Annotated in this window: 24 protein-coding genes and 1 riboswitch; of the genes, 13 read left to right on the forward strand and 11 right to left on the reverse strand. The window is 74.5% G+C overall.

Annotated features, from left to right (window positions below; translation table 11 throughout):
* Positions 1-10 precede the first annotated feature (10 nt).
* Positions 11-2,176 (forward strand): FUSC family protein, encoded by a 2,166-nt coding sequence (locus ACIRS1_RS36355; protein ID WP_402846758.1) that lies wholly within the window; start codon positions 11-13, stop codon positions 2,174-2,176.
* Between the two features lie 218 nt (positions 2,177-2,394).
* A complete protein-coding gene (locus tag ACIRS1_RS36360; protein ID WP_360212021.1) occupies positions 2,395-3,147 on the forward strand; it encodes an RNA methyltransferase in 753 nt (250 codons plus the stop codon).
* 27 nt (positions 3,148-3,174) lie between these two features.
* On the opposite strand, the gene ACIRS1_RS36365 is transcribed toward ACIRS1_RS36360, so the two are convergent.
* The 5 genes from ACIRS1_RS36365 to ACIRS1_RS36385 all read right to left on the reverse strand — a co-directional run bounded on the left by ACIRS1_RS36365 (position 3,175) and on the right by ACIRS1_RS36385 (position 8,569).
* Positions 3,175-3,474, reverse strand: coding sequence for a peptidoglycan-binding protein (locus tag ACIRS1_RS36365; RefSeq protein ID WP_402846761.1), 300 nt, complete (start codon positions 3,472-3,474; stop codon positions 3,175-3,177).
* A complete protein-coding gene (locus ACIRS1_RS36370) occupies positions 3,471-4,397 on the reverse strand; it encodes a pyridoxamine 5'-phosphate oxidase family protein (RefSeq protein ID WP_360212019.1) in 927 nt (308 codons plus the stop codon). The genes ACIRS1_RS36365 and ACIRS1_RS36370 overlap by 4 nt, the downstream gene beginning before the upstream one ends.
* Positions 4,398-4,420: 23 nt before the next feature.
* Positions 4,421-4,891, reverse strand: a complete 471-nt coding sequence (locus ACIRS1_RS36375) for a VOC family protein (protein ID WP_402846763.1) — start codon at positions 4,889-4,891, stop codon at positions 4,421-4,423.
* Positions 4,892-5,132: 241 nt separating this feature from the next.
* A complete protein-coding gene (locus tag ACIRS1_RS36380) occupies positions 5,133-6,146 on the reverse strand; it encodes an XRE family transcriptional regulator (protein WP_360212015.1) in 1,014 nt (337 codons plus the stop codon).
* A 278-nt stretch (positions 6,147-6,424) separates the two neighbouring features.
* On the reverse strand, positions 6,425-8,569 hold the full coding sequence (locus ACIRS1_RS36385) for a protease pro-enzyme activation domain-containing protein (RefSeq protein ID WP_396317884.1): 2,145 nt from the start codon (positions 8,567-8,569) through the stop codon (positions 6,425-6,427).
* Positions 8,570-8,835: 266 nt separating this feature from the next.
* Here ACIRS1_RS36385 and ACIRS1_RS36390 point away from each other — a divergent pair, with 266 nt between their 5' ends.
* Positions 8,836-9,393: a CGNR zinc finger domain-containing protein gene (locus tag ACIRS1_RS36390; protein WP_402846766.1), complete on the forward strand. Its 558-nt coding sequence runs from the start codon at positions 8,836-8,838 to the stop codon at positions 9,391-9,393.
* A 97-nt stretch (positions 9,394-9,490) separates the two neighbouring features.
* Here ACIRS1_RS36390 and ACIRS1_RS36395 read toward each other — a convergent pair whose 3' ends face one another.
* The 3 genes from ACIRS1_RS36395 to ACIRS1_RS36405 form a co-directional block, all read right to left on the reverse strand.
* Complete coding sequence (locus tag ACIRS1_RS36395; protein WP_402846768.1) at positions 9,491-10,978, reverse strand: FAD-dependent monooxygenase; 1,488 nt, start codon at positions 10,976-10,978, stop codon at positions 9,491-9,493.
* Positions 10,979-11,122: 144 nt separating this feature from the next.
* Entirely contained in the window at positions 11,123-12,823 is a 1,701-nt protein-coding gene (paaN, locus tag ACIRS1_RS36400) for a phenylacetic acid degradation protein PaaN (RefSeq protein WP_402846770.1), read from the reverse strand.
* 151 nt (positions 12,824-12,974) lie between these two features.
* Positions 12,975-14,240 carry a hypothetical protein gene (locus ACIRS1_RS36405; RefSeq protein WP_402846772.1) on the reverse strand — a complete coding sequence of 422 codons (1,266 nt, stop codon included), beginning with the start codon at positions 14,238-14,240 and terminating at the stop codon, positions 12,975-12,977.
* Between the two features lie 174 nt (positions 14,241-14,414).
* On the opposite strand from ACIRS1_RS36405, the gene ACIRS1_RS36410 reads away from it, so the two are divergent.
* Positions 14,415-14,999 (forward strand): TetR/AcrR family transcriptional regulator, encoded by a 585-nt coding sequence (locus ACIRS1_RS36410; protein ID WP_360212003.1) that lies wholly within the window; start codon positions 14,415-14,417, stop codon positions 14,997-14,999.
* Positions 15,000-15,017: 18 nt separating this feature from the next.
* On the opposite strand, the gene ACIRS1_RS36415 is transcribed toward ACIRS1_RS36410, so the two are convergent.
* Positions 15,018-15,479 carry an Lrp/AsnC family transcriptional regulator gene (locus ACIRS1_RS36415; RefSeq protein WP_360212001.1) on the reverse strand — a complete coding sequence of 154 codons (462 nt, stop codon included), beginning with the start codon at positions 15,477-15,479 and terminating at the stop codon, positions 15,018-15,020.
* A gap of 149 nt (positions 15,480-15,628) precedes the next feature.
* Between ACIRS1_RS36415 and ACIRS1_RS36420 the strand changes: the two genes are divergently transcribed.
* From ACIRS1_RS36420 to ACIRS1_RS36435, 4 genes are all read left to right on the forward strand, one after another.
* Positions 15,629-16,768, forward strand: a complete 1,140-nt coding sequence (locus ACIRS1_RS36420) for a thiamine pyrophosphate-dependent dehydrogenase E1 component subunit alpha (RefSeq protein ID WP_402846774.1) — start codon at positions 15,629-15,631, stop codon at positions 16,766-16,768.
* A gap of 80 nt (positions 16,769-16,848) precedes the next feature.
* Entirely contained in the window at positions 16,849-17,817 is a 969-nt protein-coding gene (locus ACIRS1_RS36425; RefSeq protein WP_402846807.1) for an alpha-ketoacid dehydrogenase subunit beta, read from the forward strand.
* Positions 17,817-19,124 carry a dihydrolipoamide acetyltransferase family protein gene (locus ACIRS1_RS36430; protein ID WP_402846809.1) on the forward strand — a complete coding sequence of 436 codons (1,308 nt, stop codon included), beginning with the start codon at positions 17,817-17,819 and terminating at the stop codon, positions 19,122-19,124. The genes ACIRS1_RS36425 and ACIRS1_RS36430 overlap by 1 nt, the downstream gene beginning before the upstream one ends.
* Before the next feature lie 265 nt (positions 19,125-19,389).
* Complete coding sequence (locus ACIRS1_RS36435; protein WP_402846776.1) at positions 19,390-21,093, forward strand: globin domain-containing protein; 1,704 nt, start codon at positions 19,390-19,392, stop codon at positions 21,091-21,093.
* A 284-nt stretch (positions 21,094-21,377) separates the two neighbouring features.
* Here ACIRS1_RS36435 and ACIRS1_RS36440 read toward each other — a convergent pair whose 3' ends face one another.
* Entirely contained in the window at positions 21,378-21,920 is a 543-nt protein-coding gene (locus ACIRS1_RS36440) for an NUDIX domain-containing protein (protein ID WP_360211995.1), read from the reverse strand.
* Positions 21,921-22,138: 218 nt separating this feature from the next.
* Here ACIRS1_RS36440 and ACIRS1_RS36445 point away from each other — a divergent pair, with 218 nt between their 5' ends.
* Positions 22,139-22,564, forward strand: a complete 426-nt coding sequence (locus ACIRS1_RS36445; RefSeq protein WP_402846778.1) for an SsgA family sporulation/cell division regulator — start codon at positions 22,139-22,141, stop codon at positions 22,562-22,564.
* An 89-nt stretch (positions 22,565-22,653) separates the two neighbouring features.
* Here the strand turns inward: ACIRS1_RS36445 and ACIRS1_RS36450 are convergent, their stop codons facing one another.
* Positions 22,654-23,034, reverse strand: a complete 381-nt coding sequence (locus ACIRS1_RS36450; protein WP_360211992.1) for a phage holin family protein — start codon at positions 23,032-23,034, stop codon at positions 22,654-22,656.
* Between the two features lie 164 nt (positions 23,035-23,198).
* Here ACIRS1_RS36450 and ACIRS1_RS36455 point away from each other — a divergent pair, with 164 nt between their 5' ends.
* From ACIRS1_RS36455 to thiC, 4 genes are all read left to right on the forward strand, one after another.
* A complete protein-coding gene (locus ACIRS1_RS36455; protein WP_402846781.1) occupies positions 23,199-23,516 on the forward strand; it encodes a cupin domain-containing protein in 318 nt (105 codons plus the stop codon).
* A 104-nt stretch (positions 23,517-23,620) separates the two neighbouring features.
* The gene (gene tenA / locus ACIRS1_RS36460; protein ID WP_360211988.1) at positions 23,621-24,289 is read left to right on the forward strand and encodes a thiaminase II; all 669 of its coding nucleotides are present in this window, start codon (positions 23,621-23,623) and stop codon (positions 24,287-24,289) included.
* A gap of 249 nt (positions 24,290-24,538) precedes the next feature.
* Entirely contained in the window at positions 24,539-24,739 is a 201-nt protein-coding gene (locus ACIRS1_RS36465) for a DUF5326 family protein (RefSeq protein ID WP_360211986.1), read from the forward strand.
* 174 nt (positions 24,740-24,913) lie between these two features.
* Positions 24,914-25,049, forward strand: a riboswitch (TPP riboswitch).
* Positions 25,045-26,877: a phosphomethylpyrimidine synthase ThiC gene (thiC, locus tag ACIRS1_RS36470; RefSeq protein ID WP_402846784.1), complete on the forward strand. Its 1,833-nt coding sequence runs from the start codon at positions 25,045-25,047 to the stop codon at positions 26,875-26,877. (Overlaps the previous riboswitch by 5 nt.)
* Positions 26,878-26,902: the final 25 nt, after the last annotated feature.

Genomic DNA, 26,902 nt, shown 5'->3' on the forward strand with positions numbered 1-26,902 from the left:
GCTGACCGACATGTCCTGGTTCGCCGCCCTTCGTGACACCGCACGGACCGGACTGACCCTCGACCGGGCGCTCACCGACCCCAAACGGGCCGTCCGCGGTGCCGTCGCCGTCGCCCTGGTGCTCCTCCCGACCCTGGCGCTCGCCGGCCCGACCCCCGCCACCTCCGCCGCGATGGGCGCGTTCATCGCCGGTACGGCCACCTTCCAGCGCAGCTTCCGGCCCCGGGCCAGCCTCGCCGTCGCGGCCGGCCTCGCGCTGGGCACCAGCACCTTCCTCGGCTACCTGGCGGCCGGGGTCGCCGGCCTCTTCCCGGTGCTGCTGGCGGTCTGGGCCTTCGGCGCCGGACTGGCCTGGGCGATCGGGCCCACCGCCGGCGTGGTCGCCGCCAACACCGTCTCGGTGATGCTGGTCGTCGTCCAGCTGCCGGTCAGCGCGCTCGCCGCGCTCGGCCACGGACTGCTCTGTGCCCTCGGCGGTGTCGTCCAGGCCGCCGTGATCACCCTCTGGCCGATCGGCAGCTGGACCGCCCAGCGGGACGCCCTCGCCGACACCTACGCGGAACTCGCCGACTACGCCCGCAGGTTGCGCCAGGACCCGACCGCGCACGTCGACCCGGCACCGTTCATGACCGCCCGGCACGCCGCCGCGCTCACGCCCTGGCAGGACCGCCACCGGCCACCCGAACTGCGCGGCCTGCGCGGCCTCGCCGAGCGCATCCGGCCCACCCTGGCCGCACTCGCCGACCCCAGGGTCGGTGCTCCCGCGGAGGGCCCGGAGCGCGACCGGGCCCGCGAGGTGCTGGCCGCCTCGGCCGAGGTGATGGACGCCCTGGCCCGGGCCGTCCGCAGCGGCGAGGCGGTCCGGCTGCCCCGCTCGGCGCCCTCGCTCACGCTGGCCACCCCCGAGGAGGGCGTCCGGCTCCGGGGCGCGGCCCGGCGGTCCGCCCGGCGGCTGGGCGGGCTGCTGCGCAAGGCCGCCGACGCCCTCGACCGGGGCGACGAGGAGACCATCAGCACCCCGGTGGTCGGGGCCGGCGGAGCGCTGCACAAGCCGCCGATGTTCCGGATGCTGCCGGTGGCCCTGCGCATGGTTCAGCGCCAGTTCCAGCCGCGCTCCGCGGTCTTCCAGCACGCCGTCCGGCTCGCCGGCGTGGTCACCGTCGCCTACCTGCTGGCCCGGCTGGCCGGCTTCCACCACGGGTACTGGGCACCGATGACGGCGGCCATGGTGATGCGGCCGGACTTCGCGCAGACCTACAGCCGGGGCGTCGCCCGGCTGGCCGGCACCGTCGTCGGCGTGGCCGTCTCCACCCTGGTGGTGCAGCTCGCCCACCCCGGCGAGTGGGTCCTGGCGGTGCTCGCCGTGCTCTGCATCGGCGGGGCGTACCTCACCCTGCGGACCGGGTACGCGCTGATGACCGTCGGCATCTCCTCCTACGTGGTGTTCCTGCTCGGCCTGCAGGCCGGGGACCCGTTCACCACGGCCGTCGAGCGGGTCGGGCTCACCCTGCTCGGCGGGTCGGTGGCGCTGGTCGCGTACGCGCTCTTCCCCACCTGGCAGACCGCCCGGCTGGGGGAGCGGCTGGCCGAGTGGCTGGCCGCCGCCGGGCGGTACGCGGGCGCCGTCGTCGCCTGCTACGAGGACCCGGCGGCGCCGCGTGGACGGGCGGTGCGCTCGGCACTGCTGGACTCCCGGGAGGCCCGCTCCGAACTGCTCCAGGCGATGGAGCGGGCCGACGCCGAACCGGGCCGGCACGCCTCCGGGCTGCCCGGGCTGAACCGGCGCCAGCTGGACCGGGCCCGGGCCGCGGTCGGGCACCTGGGGCGGGTCGCCGTCCTGCTGGAGGCCCATCTCCCGGCCGCCGACGCCGATCCCGTCCCGGGCACCGCGGAGTACGCGGAGGAGCTGCGGTTGGCCACCGCGCTCGCGGGGGCCGCGCTGCTGACCGGGCGGCCGGTGGAGTTCGACGCCGTGCGGGAGGCCCAGACGCGGCTGGAGGAGCGGCTGGCGCAGGCGCCGGCCGGGGTGCAGCGGGACGTCGTGCGGGCCGGGACGCGACTGCTCGGGCAGGCGCTGAAGGACCTGGAGCGGGCGCTGCGCGGGCGGGAGGACGTCCGGGGGCCGGAGGAGGCGCGGTACCGGGAGGCGGTGCCGGCGCCGGAGGGCCCGCGCTAGGGTCTGTCTTCAAACCCGCGTCTGCGGGGCGACGCCGGGGCACGCACCTCGCCGCGTTGTCGTCGGTCGCCAATGCTCCGCAGTGGCTCCCTCCTCCGCCTTGCGATGCACGCACCCCAACGCCGCCCCGCCCCGCCCTCCGGGCGGACGACGGGGGTTTGAAGACAGACCCTAGGCCCCGGCGGGCCGGGGTCCACCGGGGTGACAGAGTGAACGCCATGGACGAGGACGAGCTGGTGCGGGCGTGGCGGGCGGCGGAGCGGGAGCCGGGGGCGCTGCTGCTGGACGGGTTCCACGCGCTGAAGCACGCACTGCGCTTCGGCGGGGACGTCCGGCGGGTGCTGACCGCCGACCGGGCGGCGCTGCTGGAGCTGGCCGCGGAGCTGGCGGCGGACGTGCTGCCCGCGCTGGACGGCCTGGCCGAGGAGCTGCCGGAGCCGCGGCTGCGGGCGCTGGCGCCCCGGCTGCACCCGACCGGGGTGATCGCGCTGGCGGTGCGGCCGTCCGTCGCCGCGAACCTGGCGGTGCTGGCCGAGCGCCCCCGGCGGGCCCCGGTGGTGCTGCTGGAGAACCCGCGCAACCTGGGCAACGTCGGGGCGGTGATCCGGCTGGCGGCCGGGTTCGGCGCCACCGGCGTGGTCACCACCGGCGACCTGGACCCGTGGCACCCGACGGTGCTGCGCGGCAGCGCCGGCCTGCACTTCGCCACCGCCGTGGAGCGGCTGGCCCTGCCGGAGCTGCCCGCCGGCCCGTTGTACGTGCTGGACCCGGAGGGCGCGGACATCCGCACGCTGCCCTTCCCGGACGACGCGTTGCTCGCCTTCGGGACTGAGCGGCACGGCGTCTCGGCGGAGCTCAGGGCGCGGGCGGACCAGCTGGTCGCGGTGCCGATGCAGCCGGGGGTGTCCAGCTTCAACCTGGCGACCAGCGTGGCGATGGGTCTCTTCCACTGGATGTCCGGGCGGCGCTGAGGCGTCGCCCCGCGGGCCGTCGGGCGGTCAGGAGAACAGCCGGCGCCAGGTCTCCGGGCCCGGGGAGCCGTCGGCGTCCGGGCCGGTCCAGCCCTGGGCCTGCCGGAAGGCCTGGACGGCCGGGCGGTCGCTCTCGCTCCAGTCGGGGCCGGGGCCGGTCCGGTAGGAGCCGCCGAAGCCCCTGCGGACCAGCTGCTCGCCGAGCAGACGGACGTTGTCGTCGCGGGCGCCGGGCCGGAAGGCGTCCGGGCCGGGGAAGGCGGCCCCGCGGTGGCGGACGGCCGGGGCGGAAGGCCTTGTCCGGGGCGGGCGGTGGTGGCGCGTCAAGCCGCGGCGGCGGGCGGGAGGGCCGGGGAGTACTCCGGTCCGGTCCAGGTCAGCGGGGTGGCGTCGGCCAGCTCGCGGACGCCGGTGACGGTCAGTTCGACCATCCGCTCGGCGCCCGGGGCGCCCTGCCGGGCCCCGTCGGACCAGTCGGTCCGGGCCTCCCCGGTGACCAGCAGCGCCCCGCCGGTCTCCCAGTCGGGCAGCAGCAGGCCGGCGCGCGGGTCCAGCTCCAGGTTGCCGAGGGTCAGGAACATGCTGTTGCCCGGGTACTCGGGCCAGCGCAGCCGGTCCGGCGCCACCGCCTGCAGGAAGCCGGGGAAGCCGCCCCGGTGGGAGGCGTCCACGCTGCCGTCCGGGCCGGTGGTGGCGACGAAGAAGGTGTCGGCGGTGGCCGCGGTCAGCTGCTGGGCGGTGGACAGCACCGGCCCGGCGGCGACCGCGCGCGGCGGGCCGGCGGCGGGCCGGTCCAGCGGGGTGCGGCGCTGGATGTACTTGGGGCAGTTGGCGACCACCTGCTCGGCGGTGATCGTCAGGCCGCCCCGGCCGTCCGGTGCGGAGCGGCCGTTGAGCCGCATCCGGCGGCGGCCGGCCGGGTCCAGGGCGATGGTGCCGACCCGGGCGGGCCGGGTCAGCGCCGCGGCCAGCGGGTCGTCCCCGGCGGGGTGGGCGGCCACCGCCAGGGTCCGCTCGTCGGGGGCCTGCAGGAAGCCGGCGGGGCCGGCCAGCTGGGTGGCCCAGATCCGGCCGTCCCGGTCGGCGGCGCCGAGGACGAGCATCCGGCGTTCGGCGAGGAAGCGGGCGGCCACCGCCGGGACGGTGTCCCGGATCGACCGGCCGGCGTGGTCCGCCCGGTCGCTCCGGCCGGCCCGGGCCTGGGCGGCCCGTTCGCCGGGGTGGTAGGGCGTCGCGGTGGGGGGCGTCATGGCCGGCTCCAGTGGGGGGCTCGTTAGAAGAAACCGCAGGTCGGGGCGGAGGGGGTGGGGGCGGTGGCCCCGGTCTCGTCCACCCCGGTGCGGGTGTAGATCTCCAGCCGGATGCCGTCGGGGTCGGTGAAGAAGATGCCGCCGGAGGCCGAGCCCTCGTTGTGCGGGACGATACCGTCGTGGGCGAAGGAGGCGCCGAGCCCGCGCAGCAGCTCCTCGGCGGCGCGGACCTCCCGGAGGCTCTCGACCTCGAAGGAGAGGTGGTGCAGGCCGGGCGCGGAGGTGGCGAAGGTGCCCTCGCTCTGCTGCCAGAGCGTCACCACGAGGCGGCCGTCGCGGCCGAGCAGGGCGAAGCGGCGCTCGGGGTCGGTGCCCTCGCGGGTGACCTCCAGGCCGAACACGGCGCGGTAGAAGTCGATCGAGCGGGCCAGGTCGGTGACGTTCAGCCCGATGTGGCCGGTGGTCAGGGTGCGGAGCGCGGTGCTGGCGGACATGCCTGGTCACTCCCGTGGTGTGGGGGCCGTCGGCGAGGCTGCTGCCTAACCGGTACTCACGAATGTAGGGGTTAGGTGATGGGGCGTCAACCGGTACCGGTCCGCGAAGGGGTTAGGTGTCGGCATGGGTGCGCGGCCGGACCGGGCACGCGAAGAGCCCGCCGGACGCGGTCCGGCGGGCTCAACGGGGGTCGGTCAACGGGGTTCGGTCAAGGGGTGGTGCTCACGGGACGGCCGGCGGCTACTGCCACTCCCAGCGGATGCCGATGTGTCCCGGCTGCTGGTCCGGGGCCAGCACGTGGGCGCTCGCGGAGGCGCCGATCCAGAGCTGCTCGCGGCGGTGGTCGACGTCGGCGCCCGGCTCGCGGTCGTAGCGCTCGCAGTGCGCGGGGACGGCCGCCGGGTCGAAGTGCACCTGGAGCACGTACTCGCGCACCGTCGTCGCGAAGCGGCGGCTGTACTCCAGGGTCGGGCCGCCGGGCGGGATCTCCACCTCGTACTCGAAGACCGTGCTGTCGCCGAGGGCCAGCGGGCGGTCCAGCATCAGCTCGCCGACGGTCAGGCCGGCCTCCGGGCGGCGGCGGACCCGGCCGAGCCGGCCGTGCCGCACCGAGGTGATCTCGGGGCAGCCGGTGGCCTCCTCGTCGGCCTTGTGCACCACCAGGCAGCGGCCGACGCCGCTGACGGTGGCCCGCACCACCTGGCGCATCCGCAGCAGGTTGCCGCGCCGCTCGGCGTCCACGTAGTACGAGTCGTGGATGCTCAGCCGCTCCAGCTCACCGGCCGGCGGCGCGTCCAGCTCGGTGAAGATGTCCGCGATCTCCTGCTCTCCGGGCCAGACGTCCTCCAGCCCGAGGTGCAGGGTGTTGGCGGTGGCGGCCCAGCGGCCGCGGGGGCGCGGCGGGCCGAGCAGCGAGGTCAGCGCGCTGTGCGGCAGCCCGAGCAGCTCCTCCAGCAGGTGGACGGCGCGCAGCGAGCTGGCCCGCTCGGGCTGGCTGCGCCCGCGGCGCCAGTAACTCAGGGTCGTGACGCTGACCCTGACACCGCGTTGGGCGAGTGCGGCCCGGATCCGGTCCAGGCTGAGGCCGCTGGCCTCGATGGCCAGGTGCAGGGTGTCCGCGAAGCCGCCCGCGGGGGCGGGCCGTCCTGCGGAGGGGGTGTTCGGCGCCGGTGCGGGCGCGGGTGGGCCGGGGCGCTCCGGGCGCGGTCCGACCAGTCGGAGCCGCGCGGAGTCCTGAGGCTGCTGTGCGGCCATGCGGTGACACTCCCCACCAGGTGAGTTCGGTGGGACCTGGCCGACGCCGGGGCGCGCCGCCAGCGGCTTCACCGAGCTTTGGGGAACCCTATGCACGGTCGAGAGGCTACGTCATCAGTCGTGCGTATGACAGTGGTCACGGCAGGTGAACCGAAGGGTTAGCGATCTTGAAACACTTCGGAAACACCCGCCGTGGATCCGGCCGGACGACGGACACCGCCGGGGCGGGCCGTACGGCGCCGCCCCGGCGGGGGTCTGGTGGTGCTGGCGGTCGGGGATCAGCCGACGTTCAGCGCCACGTCGTCGATCACGAAGCTGGTCTGCAGCGAGGAGTCCTCGGTGCCGGTGAACTTGATCGTGACGGTCTGGCCCGCGAACGAGGTCAGGTCCAGGGTGCGCTGCACGTAGCCGGCCGCGGCGTCCACGTTGGAGTAGGTCTTCAGCGTGGTGCTGTTGGCCTGGACGGTCAGCTTGTCGTACGCGGTGGAGCCGGTCTCGGCGGTGTCGACGTGCAGCCAGAAGGTCAGGCTCGCGGACTTGCAGCCGGCCGGGATCGAGACGGTCTGCGACACGGTGTCGCTGTGGGCGGAGCCGTAGCCGTCCATCCAGGCCTTCCAGCTGCCCGCGTGCGCCGCCTGCGAGGAGCTGTTGTCGACCACGCCGCTGGAGGCCGTCCACGGGGACGCCGTGCCGGTCTCGAAGCCGCCGTTGCCGATCAGCTGGGCGGCGGTGCAGCCACCGCTGGGCGGCGGGGTGGTGCCGCCGAGCAGGGCGGTGGTCAGGCCGTCGGCGATCGGGGAGCCCCAGCCGGTGACCTGGTCGTAGCCGGCCTTGGCCGGGAAGTCCTGGTTGGAGCCGCTGGTCACGTCGTGGAACGCGGAGGCGGAGCCGCTGCCGTTCGCGACCGCGTACAGCCGGGGGCTGGCCTCGCCGAGCACCGGCTGGCCGGCCGCCTTGGCCTTCTGGTTGAACTGGGCCGCGTAGCCGGACCAGAGCGGCGCGGCCGCGCTGGTGCCGCCGTAGACCTGCCAGCCGCCGGCCGTGTAGATCGCGAAGCCGCTCGCCGGGTCGGCGTTGGAGGAGACGTCCGGGACGGTGCGCATGGTGCCGTTGATCCCGGTGCCGGTCTGCCAGGCGGGCTTGGCGAACACGGTGGAGACGCCGCCGCCGGCGGTGCTCCAGGCGCTCTCGGAGGAGTAGGTGGTGCCGGACACCTTGAGGTTGGTGCCGCCGACGCCGGTCTGGTGCGGGCTGGACGCCGGGAAGTCGACCGCCTTGACCGTCGAGCCGCTGGTGGAGCGGGTGCAGTCGCGCGAGCCGTCGTCGCCGGAGGCGGAGAAGATCGAGATGCCCTGGGCGGCGGCCTGCTTGAAGGCGTTGTCGACCGCGGTCATCGAGGCGGCGGTGGTGTCGGGCTCGCAGGAGCCCCAGGAGATCGAGATGACCGAGGCCCGGTTGTCGGCCACGATCTTGTTGGCCATGTCGATCTCGCCCTGGTCGCTGTTGGGCGCCTCGTAGACCAGCTGGGTCGCCTTGGGCGCGGCGCCGCGGACGATCTCGCTGTCCAGCTCGACCTCGCCCTGGCCCTCGCCCGGCTTGGAGTCGTAGTTGGCGCCGTCCACCGAGACGGTGGAGACCGCCGGGCCGGTCAGGCCGTACTGCGAGTCGTAGGTGGTCAGGTTGCCCTTGGAGTAGCCGTCGAACTCCCAGAGGGCGACGGTCACGCCGGTGCCGTCGGCGCCGGTCTTGTTCAGGTTGTAGGCGCCGTCGTACTGGGACGGGCCGAAGCCGCTCGGGGTCGCGGTGGCGGCCTTCGGGGCGATCGCGTTCGGCTTGGCCAGGCGGTTCTTGCGCACCGCGTGGTTGTCCAGGCCCTCGACGCCCTGGACCACGGAGGCCAGGTCGGCGGGCACGGAGGCGGCGGCGTCGTTGGCGAAGAAGGCCCGCTGCAGCTGCGGGTCGACGTAGGCGCTCTCGTGGGTGCCGAAGGCCTGCGAGACCTGGGCGGTGGTGCCGCGGGCGCTGACCACCTGGCGGTTGGCGCTCACGTCGGTGACCGTCAGGCCCTGGGCGGCCAGGTAGGACTTGACCTGGTCGACGGCGGCCTGGGTCGGGCCGAACCGGGCGGTGAACTGCTCGGGCGTCAGGTACTTGCCGAACTCCGGGGCGCCCGGCGTGGTGACCGCGGTGAGGAAGCGGTCCAGGGCGTCGGTGTCACGCAGCTTCAGGCTGACGGCCACCGAGATCTGCTGCTCGGCCGGGACGTCGCCCTTCTTCTCCGAGTGGGCCACCGCGGGGTTGACGGTGTCGGGGAGCGCGACGCGGGGGGCGGGCGCGGCCTGCGCGGTGGAGACGCCGAGGGAGACGGCGGTCAGCGGCAGCACGGCTATCGCCGCGGCGAGGGCAAGGGAGCGGGGGCGCAACGGATCCTCCTCTGGCCGGCTGTGGGGGCCGGCTGGGGGCCATGGCGTTCCGGGGTCGAGAACGCTGGCTAGAACATGACAGAACAACTGCGCGAGTTGGCTCATGGTCAAGCAATTCGTTGCTAAAAAACAGTCAAGTGTGGAGGGCTGGAAATGCCGCGCCCGCATACAGTGAATGGCCCGAATTCCCGGCCCGGTCCATACCAGTTCGGGGCGGAACGGGCGGACGTAGAATCGGGGCGATCCGAGGGAGGACGATGACCGACGTGACGACGGACCCCCGGGACCCCCGGCCGCTGACCGGTGAGCCGCTGGCACTCGACCTGCTGAACACCCGGTGGGCCGGCACCCCCGTCAACGACCTGCTCGCCGAGCCGGACGGGCAGCGGATCTGGCTCTCCTCCGCCGGCCTCACCGACCGCTGCCAGGACACCGACGCCGCCCTCGCGGCCCTGCGCGAGGCCCGCGGGGCGATCTCCGCGGTCGTCCAGGACGTCCTCGCCGGAGGCGAGTTGGGCGCGGAGGCGACGGAGCGGCTGAACGCCGTGCTGCGGCACGGGCGGCTGCACCGGGAGCTCGGCCCGCAGGGGCCGGCCGCCCGCGTCGAGGTGGACGGGGCCGAGTGGCTGGCGGCCTGGCTGGCCGCGGACGACCTCCTCGACCTGCTCGGCCGGGGTGCGCACCGCATCAAGCGGTGCGCACACGAGGCCTGCATCCTGCATTTCCTCGACACGTCGCAGAACGGGCGCCGGCGCTGGTGCCGGATGGCGGTCTGCGGCAATCGCGCCAAGGCCGCGCGGCACTACGGGAAGGGCCGGGGTTAACCGACGACCGAACGAGCGGTCGGGGCTCCGGCGGCCCGGTGGGCGGGTGCGGGCGGTCGGCCGCGCACCCGCCGGCGGTGGTTCGGACGGCGGTGGGTCAGACGGCGCCGAGCCACTCGGTGAGGGCCGCGCGCAGCTCGCCCTGGCCGGGGTCGACGGCGGCCCAGGCGGCGTAGCCGTCCGGCCGGATCAGCAGGACGGTGTCGCGCAGCTTCCCGTGCGGGTCGGCCGGTGCGGCGGTGACCATCCGGTCCGCCCAGGGCTCGGCGGCGGCCAGCTCGTCATTGCTGACCAGCACGAACCGCCCGGTGCGCAGCGCCTCGTAGAGCCGCTCCGGGGCGGCCGGAGCGCCCTCGACGGGCTTGCTCAGCGCGGTGAGCCGCAGGTCCGGGACGCGCTTGCCGACCTGCGGGTGGGCGTCCTTCGGGGCCGGGTAGGAGATGTCGAGGCCGGAGACCATCCGGGCGCCGCGCTGGGTGACCACGTCGAGGTGGCCGCCGAGCGCGGTGAGCGCCCCGCGCAGGGCGCGGGTGGGGGCGGACTCGGCGAGCGCGATCCGGATCAGCGCCCCGGAGGTGCGCAGCACCGTCCGGCCGACGGGGTGCCGCTCGGTCTGGTAGGTGTCCAGCAGGGCGTCGGTGGCGCGGCCCCGGAGCACCGCGGCGAGCTTCCAGGAGAGGTTGGCGGCGTCCTGGAGGCCGGTGTTCATGCCCTGGCCGCCGGCCGGGGAGTGGCAGTGCGCGGCGTCGCCGGCCAGGAAGACCCGGCCCGAGCGGTAGTTGGGGGCCTGGCGTTCGTCGCTGTGGAAGGTGGAGCTCCAGCGGACGTCGTGCAGGCCGTAGTCCTCGCCGAGGGCGGCGCGGGCGACGTCGGCGATCCGCTCGGGCGAGGGGGTGTCGCCGTCCGGCTGGCGCTCCTCGCGGTCCCAGGCGATGACGCGGTACCAGCCGTCGCCGAAGGGGGCGAGGAAGGCGAACCCGGCCTCGTTGGCGCCGGCGGTGACGGCGTCGGCGGGTTCGCGCTCCAGCCGGACGTCGGCGAGCATCACCGAGTCGACCACGGACTCGCCGGGGAAGGGGATGCCGAGCAGGTCGCGGACGGTGGAGCGGACGCCGTCGGTGCCGACCGCGTACCCGGCGGTGAAGGACCGTCCGTCGGCGGTCTCCAGGGTGACGGACTCGGCGTCCTGGCGCAGCGCGGTGACCTCGGCGCCCCGCAGGACGGTCGCGCCGGCCTGCACGGCGCGCTCGTGGAGCAGCCGTTCGACGTTGTACTGCGGGGTGATCAGGACGAACGGGAACCGGGTGGGCAGCGAGCCGAGGTCGATGCCGAAGCGGTTGAACATCCGCAGCGAGGTGACCGGCCGGCCGGTGGCGATCAGGTCGTCGGCGAGGCCGCGGGCGTCCAGGAGCTCGGTGGTGCGGGCGTGCACGGCGAACGCCCGGGTCAGGTTGGACTCGGCGCCGCGCTTCTCCAGGACGGTGACGCCGACCCCCGCGGCGGCGAGGTCCCCCGCCAGCAGCAGTCCGGTCGGTCCGGCACCGACGATCAGGACGTCGGTGGCGGTCGTCGGCTTCGCGGTCATGTGTCAGCTCCCGGTGTTCGGAGGTCGGTTGGACGCCGTGTCCGGCGTTCTCCCAGCCTCCATCATCCCGGGCGCGCCGGGGACTGTGAACCGCCGGGCCCCGGCGGCGGTGCCGCCGGGGCCCGGGTGGGTGGTCCGCAGGGCTCAGCCGTGCCGGCGGACCTCCACCGTGCGGAACCGGTTGGCGACGAACGCGCCGTCGCAGTAGGCCGCGTTGGCGGCCGGGTTGGCGCCGGTGCCGTGCAGGTCGGAGAAGGCCGCCGTCTGGTTGGGGTAGACCCCGCCGGTCAGGTTGAGCGACAGCGAGACGCCGGCGTCGAGCGCGGCCTCGACCAGCAGGCCCTCCACCTCGGGCGAGGTGGTGTAGCCGGTGGCGGTCATGGCGCCCTTCTCGCGGACGGTGGTGCGCAGCAGCTCCACGGCGGCCGGGGTGGACTCGACGGCGACGGCGAAGGAGACCGGGCCGAAGCACTCGGTGCGGAAGACCGCGCGGTCGTCCGGCTTGTCGGCGTCCAGCTTGACCAGCGCGGGGGTGCGGACGGTCGCGCCGGGGAACTCGGCGGAGGTGACCGCGCGCGGGGCGAGCGCGAGCTCGCCGTACTCGCCGCCGGCCGCGGCGGCCGAGCGCTGCAGCACGCCCGGGTTGACCACGGCGCCGAGGACGGCGGCGGCGCGGGCGTCGTCGGAGAGCAGGCCCTCGATCGCGGCGGCGAGGTCGGCGACGACCTCGTCGTAGGACTTGTCGCCCTGGTCGGTGCTGATGCCGGTGCGCGGGATCAGCAGGTTCTGCGGGGTGGTGCACATCTGGCCGCTGTAGAGCGAGAGCGCGAAGGCCAGGTTGCCCAGCATGCCCTTGTAGTCGTCGGTGGAGTCGATGACCACCGCGTTGACGCCGGCCTTCTCGGTGTAGACCTCGGCCTGCCGGGCGTGCTCCTCCAGCCAGTCGCCGAAGGCGGTGGAGCCGGTGTAGTCGATCAGCCGGATCTCGGGGCGGACGGCGAGGGTCTGGGCGACGGTGCCGCCCTCGTGCTCGACGGCCAGGCAGACCGTGTTGGGGTCGTAGCCGGCCTCGGCGAGCACCTCGCGGGCGATCCGGACGGTCAGCGCGAGCGGCAGGACGGCCCGCGGGTGCGGCTTGACCAGCACCGGGTTGCCGGTGGCCAGCGAGGCGAACAGGCCGGGGTAGCCGTTCCAGGTGGGGAAGGTGTTGCAGCCGATCAGCAGCGCGAGGCCGCGCGGCACGACGGTGAACTCCTTGGTCATCACCAGCGGGTCGCGCTTGCCCTGCGGCTTGGTCCAGCCGGCCCGGCGGGGCAGTCGGGTCTGCTCGGCGTACGCGTAGGCGACGGCCTCCAGGCCGCGGTCCTGGGCGTGCGGGCCGCCGGCCTGGAAGGCCATGCCGTAGGCCTGGCCGGTGGTGTGCATGACGGCCTGGGCGAACTCGTGGGAGCGGGCGTTGATCCGGTGCAGGATCTCCAGGCAGACGGCGGCGCGCTCCAGCGGGGTGGCGGCGGCCCAGCCGGGGCGGGCGGCGGCGAGCGCGGCGATCAGCGCGTCCGGCTCGGCGTGCGGGTAGCCGACGCCCAGCTCCAGGCCGTACGGGGAGGCCTCGCCGCCGACCAGGTCGCCGTCGGCGGGGTGGCCGTCGAGGGCGAACGGCCGGCCGAGCAGGCCGTCGAAGGCGGCCTTGCCGTCCGCCGGGCCGTTCTCGCCGTACGCCTTGGGGAACTCGGGGTAGGGCGACCAGTAGTCGCGCTTGGCGGCGGCGTCGAGGGCGGCGTCCAGGGTGGCCTGGTGGCGCTCGACCAGTTCGCCGACGAGGGGGTGGGTGACCGCTGCGGACATCTGTGCGCTCCTCAGAGGGGAGGACGGGACACGTCACAGAGTAACCGAACGATCGGTCGGCTCAAGAGGGTGCAGCGGTCGCGAATCCGGGAAGCACGCGGGGGCGCGTCCGTCGCGGACGCGCCCCCGGGGGCCTGGAGCGGTGGTCGGTCTACGGAACGCCCAGCTCGAAGATGACGTACCCGGCGAACCAGCCCGAGGCGATCGCCCCGGTACCCAGCACCGCCGCCAGCACCGGCCAGCTGAGCTTGCGCATCGCCACCGCCAGCGCGATGAACAGCGGGAACGCCGGCAGCAGGTAGCGCGAGACGTTGCCGAAGATGCCCAGGCTGCCGAGCACCGAGACGATCGTGGCCAGCGTGTAGGCGGTCAGCACCAGCGGCGGGCGCAGCCGGACCAGCAGCACCACCAGGGCCGGCAGGGCCAGCACGATCAGGGTCGCGAAGAGGTCCGGCACCGGGAACGCGAACGGGTAGTCGTTGCGCCCCAGCAGCACGCCCCGCATCGCCGCCCAGGTGCCCTGACCCCAGTCGAAGTAGTGCAGCCAGGCGTCGTGCTGCAGCCGGAAGTAGCCGCCCCACTCGCCCATCCGCCAGCCCACCCAGGCGACGTAGCCGAGCAGGCCGACCGGGGCCAGCACCACCGCGGCCAGCGGGCGCAGCACGCCGCTGTCGCGCCGGTACAGCTCGACCAGCGCCGCCAGCCCGACCGCGCCGATCAGCGCCGCGGCCGTCGGCCGGTTCAGCCCGGCGACCAGGGTGATCACGCCGGCCGCGACCCACTGCCTGCTCATCACGCAGTAGCAGGCCCAGGCGGCCAGCGCGACGAACAGCGAGTCCGAGTAGATCGCCCACTCGGCGCCCGAGCCCGGGGCGATCGCCCAGATCCCGGCCGCGATCACGCCCGCCTTCGGGCCGGCCATCCGGTCCACCACCGCGTAGATCCCGGCGGCGGCGAACAGCGAGGCCACCACCGACACCAGCATCCCGGCGCCGTACAGGCCGAGGCCGGTGACGTCCGAGGTCATCCGCATCAGGCCCGGGTAGAGCGGGAAGAACGCGGCGGAGTTCTGCTCGACGGTGAAGCCCACCGGGCCGTTCGGGACCGGGATCAGCGCGGGGTGGTAGCCGAACTCGGCCACCTGCTGGTACCACCAGCCGTCCCAGCTGGCCAGGACGTCCCACGGATTGGCACCGCCGCCGAACCGGGGGTGCTTCTTGATGTAGTCGCCGGAGAAGGAGAGCAGCTTCATGAAGACCGTGAAGCCGATCAGCTTCAGCACCGCGTAGCACCACACCGCCGGGCCGAACCGGACCACCAGGGCCCGGGCGTGCTCCCGCCAACCGCCGGGAACGCCCTCCGGCTCGTCGCTGCGCTGCTCGGGCGCGTCGGAGGCGACGGCCGGTATTGCGTTCATCGGACTGGACCCCACCTGCTGGACGTGGACGATCGTCCGCAGAGTCTAGGCCCTGCCCCTGAGAGCTGGTGTGGACCAGAGCCCGTGTGGAGCAGAGCCCGTGCGGACCGCGGACGGTGCGCACCGGGCCGACCCGATCGCGTACGGCGCCGGGGGGCCGGGGATACTCGGGGGATGGCCGATCACACCACGCGCACCGCCTACACCGTCGAGTCACTGCTCGCGGTGACCGTCGACGTCTTCAACGAGCGCGGTTACGACGGCACCTCGATGGAGGACCTCTCCCGGGCCGCCGGGATCTCCAAGTCGTCCATCTACCACCACGTCCGCGGCAAGGAGGAGCTGCTGCGGCTGGCCGTCGGGCGGGCGCTGGACGGGCTGTTCGCGATCCTGTCCGAGCCGGCGGCGGTCGAGGGCCCCGCGGTGGAGCGGCTGGAGCACGTGGTGCGGCGCACCGCCGAGGTGCTGCTGGCGGAGCTGCCGTACGTGACCCTGCTGCTGCGGGTGCGCGGCAACACGGCCACCGAGCTGTGGGCGCTGGAGCGGCGCCGGGACTTCGACCACCAGGTCGCCGAGCTGCTGCGGGCGGCCGTCGCGGACGGCTCGCTGCGCGCGGACGTCGAGCCCCGGCTGGCCACCCGGCTGCTGTTCGGGATGATCAACTCGATCGTGGAGTGGTACCGGCCGGGCCTGCGCGGCGCCGACGGCGTCGCGGACGCGGTCGTCCACCTGGCCTTCGACGGCCTGCGCGCCCGCTAGCGCCGCCCCCGGCGCCGCTCAGAGCGGGGGGACCTGGTCGGTCTCCTCGAAGATCAGCATGGTCCGGGTGCCGAGCACCTGCGGGATGGACTGGATGCGGTTGAGCACGAGCTCCCGCAGGGCGTGGTTGTCGGCGGTGTGCACCAGCAGCAGGACGTCGAAGTCCCCGCCGACCAGGGCGATGTGGGCGACCCCGGGGAGCTCCAGGAGCTGCTCCCGGACCGTCCGCCAGGAGTTCTGCACGATCTTCAGGGTGATGTACGCGGACGCGCCCTGACCTGCCCGTTCGTGGTCGACCCGAGCGGTGAAGCCGCGGATGACGCCGTCCTCGACCATCCTGGAGATCCGGGCGTACGCGTTGGCCCGGGACACGTGCACCCGCTCGGCCACCGAGCGGATGGAGGCGCGACCGTCCTGCTGCAGCAGCCGCAGGATCGACCGGTCGACCCGGTCGAGTCTGGACATCTGTTCAGCCGACATGACCCCCCACCCTCACCGATTGGACGCACTGCCACCAGTCGACCGCCGAACGGGCCGAATGTCCACCACCTTGTCACGCTTCTGGTCAAGATGAACAGACGACCGAACAATCGGTAGGGAGCCCCCGCCACCCCAGGAGGTGCCCCGAGATGACCGTTCTCGACCACAGACACCACACGGCGGTGCCCGGTTGGGAGCCCGGGGCCACCGCCCCGCGCTCCGATCCGGCCCCCCTGCTCCCGGACGTCTCCCCCGTCCGGGTGCTCGGCACCCCCGAGCTGGAGAAGTACGACCCGGCGCTGCTGCGCGAGCTCTACCGCCGCCTGGTGGTCGGCCGCCGCTACAACCAGCAGGCCACCACCCTGACCAAGCAGGGCCGGCTCGCCGTGTACCCGGCGTCCACCGGCCAGGAGGCCTGCCAGGTCGCCGCCGCACTGGTGCTCGGCGAGCGCGACTGGCTGTTCCCCAGCTACCGGGACACCCTCGCGGTGGTCTCCCGGGGCGTCGACCCGCTGGAGGCGCTCACCCTGCTGCGCGGCAACGCCCACACCGGCTACGACCCGCGCGCCAGCCGCACCGCCCCGCTCTGCACCCCGCTGGCCACCCAGGCCCCGCACGCCGTGGGGCTGGCGCACGCCGCCCGGCTGGGCGGCGACCCGGTGGTGGCGCTCGCCATGCTCGGCGACGGCGGCACCAGCGAGGGCGACTTCCACGAGGCGCTGAACTTCGCCGCGGTGCTCCGGGCCCCAGTGGTCTTCCTGGTGCAGAACAACGGCTTCGCGATCTCCGTGCCGCTCAGCGCGCAGTCCGCCGCGCCGACCCTGGCCCACAAGGCCGTCGGCTACGGGATGCCGGGCCGGCTGGTGGACGGCAACGACGCGCCCGCCGTGCACGGCGTCCTCGCCGAGGCGGTCGAGCGGGCCCGCACGGGCGGCGGTCCGACCCTGGTCGAGGCGCTGACCTACCGGGTCGAGGCGCACACCAACGCCGACGACGCCACCCGCTACCGCACCGAGCCCGAGGTGGAGGCCTGGCGCGAGCACGACCCGGTGCTGCTGATGGAGCGCGCGCTGCGCGGGCTCGGGGTGCTGGACGACGCGCTGGTGCAGGCCGCGGCGGACGAGGCGGAGGCGCTGGCGGCCCGGATGCGGGCCGAGTTCCACGCCGATCCCGAGCTGGACCCGATGTCGCTCTTCGCCCACGTCTTCGCCGAGCCGACCCCGCAGCTGCGGGAGCAGGCCGCCCAGTTGTCCGCCGAGCTGGCCGCCGAGGCCGAGGTGCAGCACTGATGTCCCCGACCTCCCACCCGTCGCCCGCCGCCCCGGCCCGGGCCGCCGCGGCCCGCCCCGCCGGTGCGCGCACCGCCACCATGGCGCAGGCGCTCAACGCCGCGCTGCGCGACGCCCTGCGCGAGGACCCGACGGTCCACGTGCTCGGCGAGGACGTCGGCGCGCTCGGCGGCGTCTTCCGGATCACCGACGGGCTGACCGCCGAGTTCGGCCCCGACCGCTGCCTGGACACCCCGCTGGCCGAGGCCGGCATCCTCGGCACGGCGATCGGCATGGCGATGTACGGGCTGCGCCCGGTGGTCGAGATGCAGTTCGACGCCTTCGCCTACCCGGCGCTGGAGCAGCTGTTCTCGCACGTCGCCAAGATGCGCAACCGCACCGGGGGCCGGCTCCCGCTGCCGATCACCGTCCGGATCCCGTACGGCGGCGGCATCGGCGGCGTCGAGCACCACAGCGACGCCTCCGAGGCGTACTACACCAGCACGCCCGGCCTGCACGTGGTCACGCCGGCCACGGTGGCCGACGCGTACGGGCTGCTGCGCGCCTCGATCGCCTCGGACGACCCGGTGGTCTTCCTGGAGCCCAAGCGGCTCTACTGGGGCAAGGACGGGTTCGATCCGGCGGTGCCGGTGGAGCCGGTCGGCCGGGCGGTCCTGCGCCGCCCCGGCACCTCCGCCGTGCTGATCACCTACGGCCCGTCGCTGCCGGTCTGCCTGGAGGCGGCGGAGACGGCGAAGGCCGAGGGCTGGGACCTCGCCGTGCTGGACCTGCGCACGCTGGTGCCGTTCGACGACGAGACGGTCTGCCGGGTGGTGCGCTCGCTCGGCCGGGCCGTGGTGGTGCACGAGGCGAGCGGCTTCGGCGGTACGGGTTCGGAGATCGCCGCCCGGGTCACCGAGCGCTGCTTCCACCACCTGGCGGCGCCCGTGCTGCGCGTGACGGGCTTCGACATCCCGTACCCGCCGCCGATGCTGGAGCACCACCACCTGCCCGGGGTGGACCGGATCCTGGACGCGGTCGCCCGGCTGCAGTGGGAGGACCGAGGATGATGCCCGTCGTGCGCGAGTTCAAGCTGCCCGACCTCGGTGAGGGTCTCACCGGGGCGGAGGTGGTGCGCTGGATGGTCGAGGTCGGCGAGGTGATCGCGGTCGACCAGCCGGTGGTGGAGGTGGAGACGGCCAAGGCCGTGGTGGAGGTGCCCTGCCCGTACGGCGGCGTGGTCACCGCCCGGTACGGCGAGCCCGGCGAGGAGATCGCCGTGGGCGCGCCGCTGGTGACGGTGGCGGTGGCTCCGTCGGACGGCCCGGTGCTGCCGGGGGAGCCGGCCGAGCAGGTGGAGCGGCCGCTGGTCGGGTACGGCGTGGCGGAGACCGGCAAGGGCGGTCGGCGGCGCCGGGTGGGGGTGCCGGCCGTGGGCGCCGCCGCCCCGGTCGCCGTGGCGACCGCCCCCGCCGTGCCGGCCCCCGCCCCCGTACTGCGGTCCGGCCCGGCCGCGCCCGCGGTGGTGCCGGTGATCTCGCCGCTGGTACGGCGGCTGGCCCGGGAGCAGGGGGTCGACCTGGCCGGGCTGACCGGCAGCGGCCCGGACGGGCTGATCATGCGGGCGGACGTCGACCGGGCGGTCGCGGCGAAGGCGGCGGCCCCGGCCGCGCCCGCGCCGGACGGGCGGGAGGAGGTCGTCCCGCTGCGCGGCCTGCGCAAGGCGGTGGCCGAGAAGCTCAGCCGCAGCCGCCGGGAGATCCCCGACGCGACCTGCTGGGTGGACGCGGACGCCACCGAACTGATGGCGCTGCGGCGGCAGTTGAATGCCACGCCGGGCCCGAAGGTGAGTGTGCTGGCGCTGCTTGCCCGGATCTGCACCGTCGCGCTGGGCCGCTTCCCGGAGCTCAACTCCAGCGTGACGGAGGACGGTTCGGCGATCGTGCGGCACTCCGCGGTGCACCTGGGCTTCGCCGCCCAGGGCGAGCGGGGCCTGGTGGTGCCGGTGGTGCGCGACGCCCACGCCCGGACGACCGAACAGCTCGGCGAGGAGCTCGGGCGGTTGACGGCTTCGGCCCGGGACGGCTCGCTCTCCCTGGCCGAGCTGACCGGTGGCACCTTCACCCTGAACAACTACGGGGTGTTCGGGGTGGACGGCTCCACCCCGATCCTCAACCACCCCGAGGCGGCGATGCTCGGGGTGGGCCGGATCATCGCCAAGCCCTGGGTGCACGAGGGGGCGTTGGCGGTGCGCGAGGTCGTGCAGCTGTCGTTCACCTTCGACCACCGGGTCTGCGACGGCGGCACCGCGGGCGGCTTCCTGCGGTTCGTCGCGGACTGCGTGGAGCGGCCGGGGACGCTGCTGCGGCAGCTCTGAGGTCGTCTCCAGGGGCGGGGCGGCTCTGTCGGGGAGCCGTTCCGGCAGGTCGGGACGCCCCGGGCGCGGACTCCGTGCCCGGGGCGTCCGGCCGTAGGTCGGGTGAGAGTAGCGCGTCCCCGGCCCGGGTGTCCGGGCTTCGCGTGATTTGTCGGATGAGCACTTCGGGCGTGCCACGCTGCCTAGGCGTCAACAGGGACAAGCCAGGTGGTGGCACAGGCCGGCCGGAGGCGAAACGATTCTCTTGGGTACTCGAAATGTTGCGGTGAAGTCCCGCAGAACACTTCTGGTCCGCACCGGGCACGGCGCGGGGGGAGCCGCCTCCGTCCCGGGCCTGCCGGAGCTCCCGCCCGACGCGACGGTGGCGCGGACGCCCGGGGACGCCCTCGGGCCGGCACAGGGGGCCGCGCCCGCGCAGGCGTACGGGGTGGCGCCGGCGGCCCGGTACGAACGGCCGCCGATGCCGCTCGACCCGCCCGACCTCCCGCCCCCGGCCGCGCCGGAGGCGCCGACGGCCGTCCTGCCGGTGCTGACGGCGCCGTCCGATGCCGGTCCGCCGACGGCCGTCCTGCCGCCGGTGGCCGTCGAGCCGGTGCGGCCGGCCGTGCCCGAACCGCCGGCCCGGCCGCCGGTCGTCCCCGCGCCGAGCTACCCGGAGCCCGTCGCCGCGCCGCCCGCCGCCGCGTTCCAGCCGCTGTTCACCGATGCCCCCGGCCTCAACTGGGCCGGCCCGGGCGACAGCTGGAGCCAGGCCTGGGCCGTCCAGACGCTCGCCGAGGGCCGGCCGGCCGCCCTGCCCGACCCGGCGCACAACCACTCGGCCGCCGAACTCCCGCCCACCGCACGGGACGTCGAACTGATCCGGGCCAGCCTGGCGGTGGTCGAGCCGCTCGCCGACCGGGCCACCGCGCACTTCTACGCGCTGATCTTCCTGCACCACCCCGAGGTCCGGGCGCTCTTCCCGGCCGCCATGGACGTCCAGCGCGACCGCCTGTTCCGGGCGCTGCTGGCCGCCGCCCGCAGCGCCGACGACCCGGAGGGCCTGCGCGTCTACCTGAGCGGGCTCGGCCGCGGCCACCGCCGGTACGGCACCCTGACCGGGCACTACGGGCCGGTGGGCGAGTGCCTGGTGCAGGCGCTGGCCAGGTACGCGGGCGGCCGCTGGGACGCCGAGACCGAGCTGGCCTGGCGCCGGGTCTACCGGCTGGTGTCGTCGATCATGATCGAGGCCGCCGAGGAGGCCGCCCGGACCTCGCCGCCGTGGTGGCAGGGCGAGGTGGTCCGGCACGAACGCCGCACCCGGGACGTCGCGGTGATCACCGTCCGCCCCGACCAGGCCTACCCGTACCGGGCCGGGCAGTACACCAGCCTGGAGACGCCCTGGTGGCCCCGGGTGTGGCGGCACTTCTCGTTCGCCTCCGCCCCCCGCCCGGACGGCCTGCTGACCTTCCACGTCAAGGCCGTCCAGGCGGGCTGGGTGAGCAACGCCCTGGTGCACCGGGCGGCGCCCGGCGACGTCCTGCGGCTCGGCCCGGCGGCCGGCTCGATGACCGTCGACCACGGCGCCGGGGCGGACCTGCTCTGCCTGGGCGGCGGCACCGGCATCGCGCCGATCCGCGCCCTGGTCGAGGAGGTCGCCGAGCGCGGCACGCCGGTGCGCAGCATGGACGTCTTCTACGGCGCCCGCCGCGCGGCGGACCTCTACGAGCTGGACGGGTTGGAGGAGCTGGCCCGCCGGCACCCGTGGCTCACGGTGCGGCCGGTGCTCTCCGGCAGCGGGCCGTCCGGTGGCGCGATGACCGGCGAACTGCCCGAGGTGGTCGGCCGGTTCGGGCCGTGGAGCGGTCGGCAGGCCTTCCTCAGCGGGCCGCCCGCGATGGTCCGGCGGGGCGTCGGGGTGCTGCTGCGGTCGGGCGTCGCGGCCGAGTGGATCCGGCACGACCTGGTCGGCGACCTCGCGGCGGGTTGAACGGACGGGAGCACGGACCGCCGAACGGGCCGGACGCCCGGCGAACCGGGACGCCCCTACGCCCTAGGGTGTGTCTTTCGGATCACGTCGGATCAGCGGGCGTCGTTGGGGTGCGTGCATCGGCGGCGCCGAGGAGGGAGTCCATGCGGTGGGGGCACCTCCCGGCCGCCAGGCTGGGGGCCATCGGCGACTGACGAGAAGCCGGCGTGGGGGTACCCCCGGCCGAAGGCTGGGGGAGTGCGTGCCCCGGCGGCGACCGCCTGGCGTGATCCGAAAGACACGCCCTAGCCCAGATCGGGTGCCAGCAGCGCGCGGACGCCCTCGATGTTGGCCGCCAGGTACGCCCGGAGCCGTGGCGGGACGACGTTGACGGAGGTCACGCCCTCGCGGGTGAACGGCAGCCGCACCACCTGGTACTCGCCGTTGGGCTCGTCCACCTCGGGCCCGTGCCGCCGGTCGAGGTCCATCGAGGCGAGCCGGCAGACGAAGAAGTGCTGCACCTTGACCCCGTGCGGGTGGAGCAGCGTGCCGTCGTCGTGGTGGGTGTGGCTGATGGTGTCGACGAAGGCGGGCACCACGTCGGTGATCTTGCCGCCGAGCTCCTCGTCCACCTCGCGGTGCAGCGCCTCGACCACCGTGCGGTCACCGCGTTCGACGCCGCCGCCGGGGGTGATCCAGTACGGGTGCGGCGAGCCCGGCCGGACCCGCCGGATCAGCACGATCGAGGCCGGGCCGTACGGGTCGGCCGGGTCGAGCTCCAGCAGGATCGCCCGCGCGGTGCGTTTGACCACCGGGCGGGGCGGCGGGATTCGGTTGGCGGGGCCCATGGCGACCTCCGGGGCGGGAGCGTTGTGCGGGAGTCTCCCGCGGGGCGGTCCGGGCGAAACCCGTCCGAACCGGTCGGTCCGCCCGAATGCCGCACGATCCGCCCGGTCGCCGTGCTCCCCGGCCCGGCGTCCCGGCGACACGTCAGCGAACCGCACGGCCGGCGGCCGGCGGACCGGCCGCACCCCACCGGCCGGGCAGAAGGAGAGGTACCGGCGCCATGCAGCAGAGCACCGTCCAGGCCCACCTCGAGATGAGCCTCGTCGTCTCGCGCGAGCTCTCCCTCCGCGTCCTGGCGGACCTGGAGTACCGGGCCGCCGACCCGTACGCCGTCCGCCTGACCTTCCACCTGTCCGGCGACGACCCGGTCACCTGGGTGTTCGCGCGCGGGCTGCTGCTGCACGGCCTCGGCCGCCCGTGCGGCGAGGGGGACGTCCGCGTCCACCCCGCCGACGGTGACCCGGACGAGCTCCGCATCGTGCTGCGCTCGCCGGAGGGCGCCGCCGTGCTGCGGGCCGCCGCGGCGCCGGTGCTCGCCTTCCTGGCGGGCACCGAACGGCTGGTGCCGACCGGCCGGGAGACGGCCGGGCGGGAGCTCGACGCCCAGCTCGCGGCCATCCTCGGCGGACGCGAGAACGCGGGCTGAGCGGCCCGCCGGGCCGGCACCGGGAACGAGAGGGGCCCGCGCCCGGGCCGTCACCCGGGTGCGGGCCCCTCGGGGGCCGGTGGAGGGGCTCAGTCGTCGTCCAGGGCCAGGTGCAGGCCCCAGGAGACCAGGCTGATGATCAGCGCACCGAGCAGCGCGGGAACGAAGCCGGTGACGTTGAAGTCCAGTTCCAGCTTCCCCGACGCCCAGGAGGTCAGCCAGAGCATCAGGGCGTTGATCACGAAGGTGATCAGGCCCAGCGTGAGGATGAACAGCGGGAACGAGAACAGCTTGACCAGCGGCTTGATGAGGAAGTTGACCAGGCCGAAGACCAGGGCGACGGCGAGCACCGTCAGCGTCTTGTGCTGCCAGTCGGCCTTGCCGTCGGCGAGTTGGATACCGGTGACGATCCAGGCGGCGACCCAGATGGCCACCGCGTTGATCAGTGTCTTGATGACGAAACCCTTCATGGCGCCCAAGAGTGGCAGGCCCCGAGGCCCCGGGGGAAGCTCCCCCGGCGTGCCTCCCCGCTCCCGGTGCCCCGCCCGGCGCCTCCCCGCGGACGGCCGGCGCCGCCTCCGGTGGTGTTGAATGCGAGCGACCCCACCACGGACGGACGAGGGAGGACGGCGGCGTGAAGCTGTTCCGGTTGGACGGGCTGGACGCCGAACGCGCGGCCAACGACGGTGCCTACCTGCGGTTCCTGCGCGAACCGCGGATGTCCGCGGGGCTCTACGCGCTCGCCCCCGGAGCGACCGACCCGCAGACCGCGCACGACCAGGACGAGATCTACCAGGTGATCAGCGGCCGCGCCGAACTGACCGTCGGCGCCGAGACCGCCACCGTCGCGCGCGGCACCGTCGTCTACGTCCCGGCCGGCACCCCGCACCGCTTCCACCACGTCACCGAGGAACTCCGGGTGCTGGTGGTGTTCTCGCCGCCGGAGGCCTGAGCCGGCCGGCCGCCGCTCCGGCCGCCGCTCCGGGCCCGCCCCGGCGACCGGCCCCGGCGACCGGCCCCGGCGGTGATCCACGGGGCACGCCTTAGGGTCGGGGCATGAGCATGAGCCTGACGGAAGAACTCTGGGCGGCCATCGAGCCGGTGTACGCCGAGATCCTCGCCCACCCCTTCATCGGCGGCCTCACCGACGGCACCCTGCCGCGCGCCGCCTTCCGCCACTTCGTCGTCCAGGACTCGCACTACCTGCGCGACTACGCCCGGGCGCTCGCGGTCTGCGCCGCCAAGGCACCCGGCGAGGCGGACGTGCGGGCCTTCGCCGACGACGCGGTCGGCGCGCTGGCCGCGGAGCAGGGCATGCACGCCGAGTTCATGACGGCCTTCGGCGACAGCGCCGAACAGGCCGCCGCCGAGCCGGTGCTGCCCACCACCCGGGCCTACACCAGCTACCTGCTGGCCACCGTCTACGGCGGTTCCTTCGCCGAGGCGGTCGGCGCGGTGCTGCCCTGCTACTGGATCTACGCCCGGGTCGGGGAGGCGCTGCTCGCCCAGGGCTCGCCCGATCCGCTGTACGCCAAGTGGATCGCCACGTACGGCGACGAGGCCTTCCAGTCCGTGGTGCGCCGGGTGCTGGCGCTCACCGACCGGCTCGGCGAGGAGGTGTCCCCGGCCGAACGGCGCCGCGTGGTCGAGCACTTCGTCACCACCTCGCGGTACGAGTGGATGTTCTGGGACGCGGCCTGGCGCGGGGAGCGCTGGCCGGTCTGACGGCCGGCCGGACCGCGGCCCGGGCCTTCCGGGGCCGCTCCCGGGGGCTCCTCCGGGGGCTTCTCCGGGAGTCCTCCCCGGGCTCTGACCAGGGTTTCCCCGGTCTCCGGGTCGGGGTGATCTCCGGGTTCTCTCCGGGCTGCGGGCCCTCGTTCCGGCACCCCGGCCCCCGTACGATCGACGTACCGAAAGCAAGCGGGAGACGGCACCGGTCAGGCAGCCGACCCCACGGGGAGAGAAGGAACGGACATGGCTGAGCTCTGGAAGTCGCTGCCCTCCTGGGTGCGCAACATCGTCATCCCGGTGCTGGTCCTGGTGCTGCTCTGGAACGTCGTGGGATTCGTCTTCGGCGTCGTGGGCGCCCTGCTGGCGATCGTGATCAAGGTGCTGGTGGTGGTCGGCATCGCCGCCGCCGTGGTGGTCCTGGTCAAGAAGGCCGCCAAGGGCTGAGACCGGCACCCCCGAGGCCCGGTACCCCGCGCGGGGTACCGGGCCTCGGGCGTTCCCGGCCGCCGCGCGCCCGGCCGGCCCGGTCCGCCGCTCCCGCCCCGCCGTCCGTGGACCCCCTCTGGACCTGCGGCGATCGGCTCGCTACGGTGTTGGGCGTCATGTGCAGGCAACACCGCCTGTGGACGCGGGAGCTCGGAGCACCGGGCTGAGAGGACGCTGACCGGACCGTCGACGGACGGACCGACGGCTGCGTCGACCGCAGGAACCTGGACCGGGTAATGCCGGCGTAGGGAGTATGAGGTCAGATGACCACGTTCGACGCACAGCCGAAGTCTGCCCGCAGCACCGACGCCGACGGCTCCGCCGTCACCAGCGCGGGCACCGGCTACCCCACCCCGGCCTGGCGCAAGGCCTACCGCGAGGGGTCCCGACCCGATCTGCGGGTCCCGTACCGCGAGGTGCAGCTCACCAACGGCCGGACCGTCCCGCTGTACGACACCTCCGGCCCGTACACCGACGCGGCCTACGAGCCCGACGTGCGGCGCGGCCTGCCGGCCCTGCGCGACTCCTGGATCCGCCAGCGCGGCGACGTCGAGGAGTACGACGGCCGGGAGGCGCGCCCCGAGGACGACGGCATCAAGCACACCTCGCCGCGCGGCGGGAACCTGCGCAACCTCGACGCCGTCTTCCCCGGCCGCCCGCGCCGTCCGCTGCGCGGCCGCGGAGGTGCCGCCGTCACCCAACTCGCTTACGCCAAGCGGGGGGTGACCACCCCGGAGATGGAGTTCGTGGCACTGCGCGAGGGTCTGGAGCCCGAGTACGTGCGCGACGAGGTGGCCCGCGGCCGGGCCGTCATCCCGGTGAACGTGAACCACCCCGAGGTGGAGCCGGCGATCATCGGCACCAACTTCCTGGTGAAGATCAACGCCAACATCGGCAACTCCGCCGTCACCTCCTCGATCGAGGAGGAGGTGGAGAAGATGACCTGGGCCACCCGCTGGGGCGCCGACACCGTCATGGACCTCTCCACCGGCCGCAACATCCACACCACCCGCGAGTGGATCCTGCGCAACTCCCCCGTGCCGATCGGCACGGTGCCGCTCTACCAGGCCCTGGAGAAGGTCGACGGCAGGGCCGAGGAGCTCAGCTGGGAGGTGTACCGGGACACCGTCATCGAGCAGTGCGAGCAGGGCGTCGACTACATGACCGTCCACGCCGGCGTGCTGCTGCGGTACGTCCCGCTGACCGCCCGCCGCAAGACCGGCATCGTCTCGCGCGGCGGCTCGATCATGGCCGCCTGGTGCCTGGCGCACCACCAGGAGAACTTCCTCTACGCGAACTTCGAGGAGCTCTGCGACATCCTCGCGGCCTACGACGTCACCTTCTCGCTGGGCGACGGCCTGCGCCCGGGCTCCATCGCCGACGCCAACGACGAGGCGCAGTTCGCCGAGCTGCAGACCCTCGGCGAGCTCGGCCGGATCGCCCGCGAGCGCGACGTCCAGGTGATGATCGAGGGCCCCGGCCACGTCCCGATGAACAAGATCCGGGAGAACATGGATCTCCAGAAGGAGATCTGCGACGAGGCGCCGTTCTACACGCTCGGCCCGCTCACCACCGACGTCGCCCCCGGCTACGACCACATCACCTCGGGCATCGGCGCCGCGATGATCGCCTGGTGGGGCACCGCGATGCTCTGCTACGTCACGCCCAAGGAGCACCTGGGCCTGCCCAACCGCGACGACGTCAAGACCGGCGTGATCACCTACAAGATCGCCGCCCACGCCGCCGACCTCGCCAAGGGCCACCCCGGTGCCCAGGCGTGGGACGACGCGCTCTCGGACGCCCGCTTCGAGTTCCGCTGGGAGGACCAGTTCAACCTGGCCCTCGACCCGGAGACGGCCCGCGAGTTCCACGACGAGACCCTCCCCGCCGAGCCCGCCAAGACCGCGCACTTCTGCTCCATGTGCGGCCCGAAGTTCTGCTCGATGAAGATCTCCCAGAAGATCCGCGACGAGCACGGCGACGGCTCCACCGCCGTCGCCAGCGGGTTCGACGCCGAGGCGCTGGCCGGTATGCAGGCCAAGTCCGAGGAGTTCGCGGCCCAGGGCAACCGGGTCTACCTCCCGCTGGCGGACTGAGCCCCGCCGCCGACACGACCGGCCC

The sequence above is a fragment of the Kitasatospora sp. NPDC101176 genome (assembly GCF_044768035.1).
In the GTDB taxonomy this organism is placed as follows: domain Bacteria; phylum Actinomycetota; class Actinomycetes; order Streptomycetales; family Streptomycetaceae; genus Kitasatospora.